This is a genomic window from Pseudomonas sp. P1.8, from assembly GCF_001269805.1.
Classification (GTDB): Bacteria; Pseudomonadota; Gammaproteobacteria; order Pseudomonadales; family Pseudomonadaceae; genus Aquipseudomonas.
Genome location: NZ_LHVM01000018.1, coordinates 129,242 through 138,676 on the forward strand (window position 1 = coordinate 129,242; position 9,435 = coordinate 138,676).

General features: G+C 52.2%; 11 protein-coding genes and 1 rRNA gene. 3 read left to right on the forward strand and 9 right to left on the reverse strand.

The window, feature by feature from the left end; genetic code table 11:
• Positions 1 to 27: 27 nt before the first annotated feature.
• The 8 genes from AD668_RS20540 to ycaC form a co-directional block, all read right to left on the reverse strand.
• The gene (locus tag AD668_RS20540) at positions 28 to 1,011 is read right to left on the reverse strand and encodes an EAL domain-containing protein (protein ID WP_082344537.1); all 984 of its coding nucleotides are present in this window, start codon (positions 1,009 to 1,011) and stop codon (positions 28 to 30) included.
• Between the two features lie 263 nt (positions 1,012 to 1,274).
• Positions 1,275 to 2,249 carry a helix-turn-helix domain-containing protein gene (locus AD668_RS20545; protein ID WP_053161638.1) on the reverse strand — a complete coding sequence of 325 codons (975 nt, stop codon included), beginning with the start codon at positions 2,247 to 2,249 and terminating at the stop codon, positions 1,275 to 1,277.
• 69 nt (positions 2,250 to 2,318) lie between these two features.
• Positions 2,319 to 2,687 (reverse strand): hypothetical protein, encoded by a 369-nt coding sequence (locus AD668_RS20550; protein ID WP_053161641.1) that lies wholly within the window; start codon positions 2,685 to 2,687, stop codon positions 2,319 to 2,321.
• A 333-nt stretch (positions 2,688 to 3,020) separates the two neighbouring features.
• The gene (locus tag AD668_RS20555) at positions 3,021 to 3,503 is read right to left on the reverse strand and encodes a hypothetical protein (RefSeq protein ID WP_053161643.1); all 483 of its coding nucleotides are present in this window, start codon (positions 3,501 to 3,503) and stop codon (positions 3,021 to 3,023) included.
• Entirely contained in the window at positions 3,500 to 4,321 is an 822-nt protein-coding gene (locus tag AD668_RS20560; protein ID WP_053161645.1) for a winged helix-turn-helix domain-containing protein, read from the reverse strand. Before AD668_RS20560 ends, AD668_RS20555 begins: the two co-directional genes overlap by 4 nt.
• Before the next feature lie 638 nt (positions 4,322 to 4,959).
• Entirely contained in the window at positions 4,960 to 5,421 is a 462-nt protein-coding gene (locus AD668_RS20565; RefSeq protein ID WP_053161646.1) for a hypothetical protein, read from the reverse strand.
• Positions 5,422 to 5,583: 162 nt separating this feature from the next.
• Positions 5,584 to 6,264, reverse strand: coding sequence for a DUF3313 domain-containing protein (locus AD668_RS20570; protein ID WP_053161648.1), 681 nt, complete (start codon positions 6,262 to 6,264; stop codon positions 5,584 to 5,586).
• A gap of 128 nt (positions 6,265 to 6,392) precedes the next feature.
• Positions 6,393 to 7,025, reverse strand: coding sequence for an isochorismate family cysteine hydrolase YcaC (ycaC, locus tag AD668_RS20575; RefSeq protein WP_053161650.1), 633 nt, complete (start codon positions 7,023 to 7,025; stop codon positions 6,393 to 6,395).
• A gap of 286 nt (positions 7,026 to 7,311) precedes the next feature.
• On the opposite strand from ycaC, the gene AD668_RS20580 reads away from it, so the two are divergent.
• Positions 7,312 to 7,560 carry a hypothetical protein gene (locus AD668_RS20580; RefSeq protein WP_053161652.1) on the forward strand — a complete coding sequence of 83 codons (249 nt, stop codon included), beginning with the start codon at positions 7,312 to 7,314 and terminating at the stop codon, positions 7,558 to 7,560.
• A 99-nt stretch (positions 7,561 to 7,659) separates the two neighbouring features.
• On the forward strand, positions 7,660 to 8,583 hold the full coding sequence (locus tag AD668_RS20585) for a ZIP family metal transporter (protein WP_053161654.1): 924 nt from the start codon (positions 7,660 to 7,662) through the stop codon (positions 8,581 to 8,583).
• 44 nt (positions 8,584 to 8,627) lie between these two features.
• On the opposite strand, the gene AD668_RS30070 is transcribed toward AD668_RS20585, so the two are convergent.
• Entirely contained in the window at positions 8,628 to 8,864 is a 237-nt protein-coding gene (locus AD668_RS30070; protein WP_053161664.1) for a hypothetical protein, read from the reverse strand.
• Positions 8,865 to 9,349: 485 nt separating this feature from the next.
• On the opposite strand from AD668_RS30070, the gene AD668_RS20595 reads away from it, so the two are divergent.
• Positions 9,350 to 9,435, forward strand: a 16S ribosomal RNA gene (locus tag AD668_RS20595); the annotation flags it as partial.

The following is a 9,435-nucleotide window of genomic DNA, read 5'->3' on the forward strand; positions in this document are numbered from 1 at the left end:
GTCATTGATTGGTATTTTTGAGTCGCTTTAATCCGCCTGAGCTTTAAGGGTCATGGGACATTGAAAATAGCGTCTTGCCAATGCCTGAACGGGGAGTGCTCTGGAAAACAGCCAACCTTGTGCCAACACCACGCCTTCCGATGCCAGGTGCGGTAGTTGCTGCTGAGTCTCTACACCTTCTGCGACCACCTTGATCTTTAGAGCCCTGGCGATGTTGGCAATGTGTCGCCACAGGGCGTCCTTGGCAGCGATCTTGTCTTGCTCGATGAATGAACGATCTATTTTCATTATGTCGAAAGGCAATGATTCGATGAGCGAAAGGCTCGAGTAGCCAGTGCCAAAGTCATCCAGGGCAATACGATGCCCGCACGCTCTCAGTTTGTGCAGTTGAGCAGCTGCGTGGTTTGGCTCTATCAACGCTCTTTCGGTGACTTCAAAGACGATGGATAAAGCCGGTATGTTGTAGGCAGTCAGAATGCTGGCGACGAAATCGGGAAAGGTTTGATCGAGAACGTCTTGCGCGGAAAGATTGATGGTGATGTAGAAATCCTTGCACGCCCAAAGATAGGTGCTGTAATCCTCCGCCACCTGGCGTATGACCGAGCGCGTCAGCTCACAAATCAAGTCGGATCCCTCTGCCGCTGTGATGAACACGTCCGGCGGGATGGCGATTCCGTTGGCGTTCCAGCGAGACAGCGACTCGGCTCCGACCAGATCCCCGGTGGTCAAATTGACAATAGGCTGGTAATGAACATGCAGCTTGTTCGCCCTTATGGCCTTGCGAAGTTGAACGACGGTTGAGGTGCAATACCTCTGGGTCTGCCAGGCGACGTACAGCAGGGCTGCCGCCATGAAAGCCAGGCCAATGATTAACTTCCACCTGAGCCCTTTGAAATCACTTAGAGGAAGGGAGTTGCCTGCGGCAAAAAACCATGCAGCCAAACCCACCGCAGCCGTTGCGCATAAAGCGAACGTGTGTCTTTTAAGCAAGGCTATAGACGCAGCGATCATAAAAATTCCAAAAAGGAGATTCGGCCCGAAGAGGTGAGGGGGCGCGCTATAAACCGTCCATAAACCAGGCTAACGCGACACCACACAAATAAGCAGCCAGGCAAAAGATGACTTTCTGTTTGAGCGGAAGTGAGTTGAGCCGATAGCGCATGCCTATCTCCTTGACTTAGAAATAAGCAATGTTGGCAATGCAGGTTGGCGGATGAAAGTTATTGATTGTTATTTTTAGACTCGACATTACGTCCACTCGCCATCTGTTGTTGTCAGCGGTTGGACGCTTGCAGCCTGGCGGCGTTACGTCTGGCTGTTTCCGAGGGAATTTCCCCGTAGGCATCCTGATACGCCTTGGAGAAACGACTGAGATGGTGAAAGTTCCAATACATCGCCGTCTCGGTCACGGTAGGCCATGTATTGCGGATCAAGTCGCGTCGGACATTGGCGAGTCTCAGGTTTCTCACGTAAGCAATCGGTGAGATGCCGAATGTTTCAACAAAGCCATGATGCAAGGTGCGAGTGGTGGTTTGCAGCTGCCTGACCAGCGCTTTCATGCAAAGCGCCTTTTTGGTGTTTTGATGAATGTACTCAATGGCTTCTATCGCGACTTTTCTGCGTGTCGGTGTTCTGAGCGCGCAGCGACCTGCTGGTGTCAGTGCCCGTAGCAGTGAAGTCAGCAGCGCATTTTCAATGGCTGAAATTTGCGGGGCGGTGCGCTGATGTAAATCCGGGTTATTGACGTCGATAAAATGAGCGTTGATCGCCTCAATCGCCGCTTGCATCAATTTGAAATTAGCGACCTGGAAGCGGTGCTCTTTTCGCTCTGCAAGCACATCGATACCGGCGTGTTTTTCGAGACACTGCTGATAATGTTCTTCGGTTGTGGTCAGCGTAAAGAGCGTCTCATTCGGCTCGCACAGGTAATGCACGGGCTCATCGCTATTGAGCACAATGATTTCGTTAGGCCGCAACTTGTGACCATTGACAGTCGGTCTTCCCACGGAAGACTGAGAAATGGCCACCGTGACAAAACCATGAGGAACCGCGCTGATCATAGTGACAGCGGAATCAAACTCCAGTCGACTGCATTGGAGTCTGGGACCATCAATGACCTTATGCTGTCGAATGCTGGCTTCATACTCCGACGGCGTGAGGCTCATTTCCCACCGGCCAATGGTCCGGTTGGGAATGCCCGCAGGAGTAGACGTTACATGAAAGACTTCATCAGGGATTGTGCTACACATGGAGTTTGGCTCTTCAGCTAAATGGATAGTTCTAAGTAGAGGTACCTGACTTGACCTCGGTGCTGGCGATCAAATCGACGCTGTTGTCGTAGGTTCGGATATCGTCGCTGATTCCGGTACAAGCTCTAACGCCGCTGAAAAAACGTACGTATCGTTCAAAGGCAAGTCCAACAGGCTTTGCAGTTTTTGCGGCGCAATTTTTGAACCAAAGATAGCCGTTTGTTGAGCGGCCGAGCCAATGGCCGATGCGTCAAAGGCAAAAAAATTACTCACACGATAGTCTGAACAAATCTTGTAACTGGCCTCTTCTTCACTCAGCGTACTTTCGTTGCTTTCAATACGAGTCATGTCTGTGCTGTAAATCTCTTTGTCATTGGCCATGGCCTTTAGAGAGAGCAAGACACCGAGCGAAGCGGTAGCGAGGTTTTTCAGCAGCATTGACGTGCTTCCTTGTTAATGATTTTTTGGACAAAGCATAATGTCAGCCGCCTGATCACCACGGCCTGGCCAGTGGATACTCTCGCTGCGAACTTGCTTATCAAAGTCAAAAACTCATATTTCCGATGCTGCCGACAGCGCTGTCGGGTGTCATTCAGTTTGATTTCAGGCGTATGGAACCGCGGTGTGCGGTGGGTGCATGCACGTACGGGCCCAAGAAAAAAGGAGGGACTTTGACGCAGGGGAATGTCTGATTCAAGTCAATAATGTTTATTTTTTTGCTTGAATCCGCAGAAGCGGCAAGGTCTGGCAGGTCCTTTTGCCAGCAGAAGCTTAGTGATTCATGCAGCGCAAACGACCCAGTTCATGCACGTAAAAACAGACCGCACTTTTGTTGGTGGTAGGAATTAATTCGTAGTTCAGAACGGCGCCTTCCTGGAGGACATACTGGCGTCTGAAGAAGAGGTCGGGGGTCTTCTCAATGGCAAACAGTTCGGTGTCCTGACTTAGCTTGACGCTGCTGATTTTTATCTGGACATGATGATTGCTCTCTCGAACAACATCCGCCGAAATAGTAGCGTTGCGAATTTTTCCGTTCAGGCTTTCCAGCGTGGTTTGTGTCAGTCGACCATGGCCAATGGTCAGATACTCTTCAGTATTAAGCTGGTTGTTATCTTCAAGCCATTGCCGGGTGATGGTTTGATAGCTGGTATTTTCCATGTAGTAAGACGGCGAATAGATCAGAGAGAAAATACAGACAGCGTTGATGATTCCAAGAACGATCCAGTGGACCCAGGATGGTATCGTTGGCTTCATATTGTTGCTTCCAGACATTGGCGAATCATCAAGGCAAGGTCTTTTTGGTCGCTGTTGAGTTGTAAGTTTGCAGTGCTCAGGTCTGGGCGCACGCACGAAACAGAGTAATTTGATTTATAGCGGTTCAGCCACACCTGGCCCTTGAGGTTTGGTGAGAACTGTTGGACCTGTTTAGCTGACGCATCCCTGAGTGATTCAGCCTCGGCGACGCTGTGAGCCACTGCATGAATGACCAACTCGTTCTGTTGCAAACTGGAGATTTCTATCTTCGGTGTATCGAAGCCAGAGTGGAAACCCGCGAAGGCACACACGCCCAACGTCAAGATATAACCGATTGACTGGGCTTTTTTAATATAATCGGACTTTGTAATTTTCCCGGAAGTCGCCAACGTTACATTAGTGACGGTTGGCAAAGGCTCTTCAATAGCGGGTGGAGCAGGCGTCGCTATTTCATCGGTTGATGCCGGTATATCGGTTTGTGCATCGACGACATACTGCCGGTTAAAGCAGTAGCCTCTTCGCGGAACCGTCATCAGAATTTCGTGATCACGATTATCATTCAAAATGTTTCTAAGGGAGAAAACTGCCTGGTTCAGACTGCCGGAGGCGACGACGCGATCATTCCAGGTGTAGTCGATGATCTCCTCTCGGCTTTTAGTCTGGCCAGGTTCCATTAGCAACAGGTCCAACAGGCGCGACTCTGCTCTACCTAATGTGGAGTTTTGAATTTCTCCGTGAGGTGTTGTGATGGAAAGCAAAGCGGTATCAGGGTCGAAAAGGGCCACGGCACCATTTTTCAACTTGAAGGCGTAGCGCATGGGAGTCCTCCGTTCGGTCGGTTCTGGCTGAGTATAGAGACGGTTTTGACAGGCTGGATTTGACGCGATACTTGCTGTGGGGAATGAAAGGCTATCGGCGGGCAAGCGCGATAGACGCAGCGAGCGTCACTCTGGAATGCTGAAACAGACCATCAAAAAATTCACTGGAATCAAGCAAGAGCAAATCCACGGGTTTCAATCGGAGCCAGTAATGATGCTCTTTGTACTCAATCGGCGCTATCCGAAAAGTGCGAGGCAGGGTATCGACGGTCATTAGGATGGTGGGTTCGCTCAACTGATTCGCATTTGCGCAAGCAGTATTCGTTGCCACCGATAGCCCTGATTAATGTTTGCAATATTGATCAAGAGCGACAATTAAGATCGGCCGATTGAGCGGCAACAATTTTTGATGCGTATTAACTTTGCGTTAAGTTCGGCAGCGTTTTAAATGGTTTCGGGGGTTGCGGACGCGAACGACATTCAAGGATTGTTTGTCGTGGTTAAAACAATCTCCATCTCTCGTTTCAACACCTTTGCCCCACGTCCTTTCATGGCGGACGTGGGGTTTTTTTTGTCTTTTTAATGGTGTATCGAAAAGAAGCGGGTTAATCGGCCCAAAGGTTCCGGAGGAACGGGACTCAAGGCAAAATGTTGTATCCACGCTGTTGCAGGCAGCTGCTGTATACGGAGTTGTTGGCGGTGATGTTCTCTTCGGTTGTACCAAGGTTTTGCCGGCGCTCCTGGCGTTGCCTTGATCCGCCGATCACGACCCCGGCCGCCGCAGCGCTGCGCGCATGATTCTGCCGATAGTCTTGTTTGGTGTCGTCGTCAATCTGGTCATAAAGGTTGTCATGTTGCTGGCCACGAACTTGCGCCGCAGTAGCCCCGGCGACCGCGGCGGTGGCAGCGCCTTTTGCTCGGCCACCAGAGGGCACTGTATTTTGTGTCGGAAACTGGGCGTTGGCTTGTGATTGGCAAGCGCTGGTGTCTTGCTGGATCGTCTGGGAAGTTTGGCCTTTGAGTGGAACCACCGTCACCGCCAATGCACTGGCGCTGGCGAGCAACAAAAAGGCCGAAAAGGTAAACGTCAGTATTTTCATCAGGTCGGACTCTCGTTAAACATCGTTATTTGTCTAACGGGTTGTTTAGGGAGAGGCAGTGTCAGTGCCGACTGAAACCCCATGCCAGTCAAATCCGCGATGCAAACCCAAGGCTATGAATGGCAGGCGATCAAACGTGTGCAATGGGGTATCGCGCGGTGGTTATTGCTGGGTCAGCAGGGCTTGCATGTCACTTGTCATGCCTTTGAATGCAGCCTTGAAGTCATTAGCGACAACGGGCTGGCTGGCATTGTCCACGGTCTCACCAAATACCTTGCGTACCACCTTGGCAACCGGCATGCCGGTTTTTGCATCAATCAAGTCGGCTTCTATATACAGTTCCGCTGTCTGATCACGATGGCCTGTGGCCGCTTGTGTCGTCCCGACGATTGCTGCGATCGGTACGGCCTCGTACCAGTGCATGCCCTCGTTGTTGGCGCTGACGTGGGTGATCGCCGCTTGCAAGATCAATGTCCGCGAATCGGCCGGTACTTGCTGGGTGTCCGAGATGATAGTGAAAGAGGGCGCGAACGCGCTCCGGATACTGTCGCTGGCCATGGCTTGCACGTCTTCCAGAGTCTGCAGGTTGACACGCTGGGTCGGTTTCGGTGCTGGATACAGCTCTACCTGCTTGAACACGACGGTGGAGTAGGCCTTTGGATCAAACCCTGGCGCAACCCAGCGCAGCACCTTTTGTTCACTCGGTGTGGTTTGCTCTTCCAGGCCCTGGTAATTGGGCAGGAAGCCCGAAAGCTGTTCCGGCTGTGCCACTTTCGAAACACAGCCAACCTGAAATACGCAGCTCATGGCTATACCCGCAATCCATCTATTCGACATGCTCATGTGTTCTGTTCTCTGTGATGAAGTTTGTCATTCAGGTTTCGATGCGGGGCGGATCCTGCCCGCAGTGGCGGGATAATCCGAATCAAAAACCCTTAAACACGATCAAACTTCATCACTCGAGAGTCGCTTTACGCCTGGCGTGCAGTCAACGCCGAGTAGCTGTTCATGAGGTTGCGATAGTTTGGAATGCGTTGGGACAACAGGTTACCCAGGCCTTCGATATCGTTGCGCCAGTCGCGCTGTAGCTCACACGCCACCGAGAACCAGTTCATCATTTGCGCGCCGGCCTGGGTCATGCGGTTCCAGGCCGCCTGTTGCACGGTGGTGTTGAAGGTGCCCGACGAATCAGTCACCACGAACACTGCGAATCCTTCAGCCAGTGCCGACAAGGTCGGGAACGTGACGCAGACGTCCGTGACGACACCGGCAATGATCAATTGCCTGCGCCCGGTGGCCTTGATTGCCTTGACGAAGTCTTCGTTATCCCATGCGTTGATCTGGCCTGGTCGGGCGATGTAGGGCGCCTCTGGAAACATCTCTTTAAGTTCCGGGACCAGAGGGCCGTTAGGGCCTTGTTCAAAACTGGTGGTGAGGATGGTCGGCAATTCGAAAAATTTGGCGACGTCCGCCAGCGCCAACACGTTGTTCTTGAACTCGTTGGGTGAAAAGTCCTGAACCAGGGAAATCAGGCCGGTCTGATGATCGACCAACAGCACGACTGCGTCGTCTTTGTTCAAGCGGTTGTAGGTGGCGTTGCTCATGATGAAGTCCTTTCGAGGTGGGTGAGTGGCGTTGTTCAACATGGGCCCAGATTAAGGATCTTCACGAGGGGGAAAAAGCGGGTGAAATGGGTTTGACTGTCAACTCAAACGAGACAATGGCGGCTCTCGGAATCTCCATGCGTGCTCATCCGTGCCAATTCAGTCATTAATCGTTCCGGTTCAAGCCCGCATAAATGCCCGGCCTCTTCAGGCGCCTCGTCAGCTGTTGTGAACCAATTTCGTAAACGTTTGATCCACCCTGAAATAACACGGGTGGGCCAGTGCGATGAATGCCTTCAAAGATCTGCTGACACCGGCTCAAGAGATACGGCTGCGTGCACTTGATGCCTGGCATCGCGCATTGGAAAACAGACAGCTGCGCATGGACTGCCCTGACGCCTACCATGACGAACTCATCCGTCAGTCCGATGAAATGGATCGTTTGGGAATCGTGTCCTGGACTGAGTGGCGAGATTTGCGCAGGGAGGGTGATGAAGCGTATCTGCGTGCGGTCGCCGGGGAGGACTATCATTGAGCAGTTGATTTGGCATGTTCGGTGTCTCCACCGCTGGACCGAACAATGGCAATGGTCCGGATCTTCAATCGAAACGCTCGGCAACAAACAGGAGCTTTCATGTCGGAACCGTCATCGGCAGCGCCCTTGCGTGCCTTCTTTATTCAGGTAACCCGTTCGGGCTGGCGCGGTCTGGCATTCTGGTTGCTGTTGGCGAGTGTGGCCGTATTGCTGATGGTCAGCGGATATGGGGCTTTCGTCGGTGCCAACAGGGACAATCTGCGTTTTGCCTTTCTAGGTGGAATGTCCGGCTTTGCGGCGACGGCAGTGGGGGCAGTCGTGGCGATTGCCCTGCGCGACATTGCGGCCCGCACTCAAGACATCATGCTTGGGTTTGCCGCCGGAATGATGCTGGCTGCCAGTTCTTTCTCGCTCATCCTGCCCGGCATCGAAGCGGCGCAGTCACTTACCGGTAACCATTTGCTGGCCGCCGGCATCGTGGTGCTGGGATTGGCATTGGGAGTTGGCTTGATGATCGGCCTCGATCGATTTGTCCCACACGAGCACGAGAAAAGTGGCCGACGCGGGCCGCAGGCCATGCGCATCAATCGGGTCTGGCTGTTCGTTCTGGCAATTACCCTGCATAACTTCCCCGAAGGCATGGCGATAGGTGTCAGCTTCGCCACGGGCGACATGCAGGTCGGCCTGCCATTGACCACCGCGATCGCTATACAGGATATTCCCGAAGGTCTGGCTGTGGCGCTGGCTTTGAGAGTGACCGGTATCTCGGCACTGCGCGCAGCATTGATTGCAATCGGGTCAGGTCTGATGGAGCCGTTTGGCGCCGTCGTAGGCCTCGGCATTTCCAGCAGCTTTGCCTTGGGTTACCCCATCGCACTTGGTCTTGCTGCCGGTGCCATGATTTTTGTGGTCTCCCATGAAGTCATTCCCGAGACGCATCGCAATGGTCACGAAACGCCTGCCACCCTGGGCCTGATGTTGGGTTTTGGCGTGATGATGTTCCTCGACACCGCTTTGGGTTAAGGGTAATTGGCGTGACGATCATGTTGGATTTGCAAAGTGCTTCCTTATAGATCGTCGAAGTTCTTTTTAACGCCGCGAAGGTTCATAAGACACAGACAGATCTGCAAAACGATCAGGGCATAGGCGTCTGCGTGGGCACCCCAGATGACCCAAAGCACGTTGCTCAATATGAAGCACACGAAACCTGCCATCCGCCTGTTCGAACGTTGAGACCCGATCATCCACGCGGCGAGCACTGTTACCAGCATTGCAGGCCATTGAACCCAATCCAGGCTGTCCAGGGAGGCTTCCTCCACGAAGGTATGACGGTTAAGTGGGGGTGGTTGAGTGGCGACGTGGTCTGATTCTCTGCTGTACGTACTTTTATAAGGGCTCTGGAAGCTGATAGCGGCGACTCAGACTCTTCGTCAGTAAAAGAATTTCCCGGTAGGGGTTGACCACGTATTTTAATACTGTACTATTCGCCTCCCGCTAACGAGCACTTCGAAGTTGCTCTTGGCTTAAGTAGTTGATTTTGTTGAAAAATCAGAAACTTTTAAGGTTGCAAGTTGATGAGAGACGCTGTAAGATGCGCTTCTCGGTTGAGACGAAAGATCTTAACCAACCGCTCTTTAACAACTGAATCAAGCAATTCGTGTGGGTGCTTGTGGAGTCAGACTGCTAGTCAACAGATTATCAGCATCACAAGTTACTCCGCGAGAAATCAAAGATGTAACCAACGATTGCTGAGCCAAGTTTAGGGTTTTCTCAAAACCCAAAGATGTTTGAACTGAAGAGTTTGATCATGGCTCAGATTGAACGCTGGCGGCAGGCCTAACACATGCAAGTCGAGCGGATGACAGGAGCTTGCTC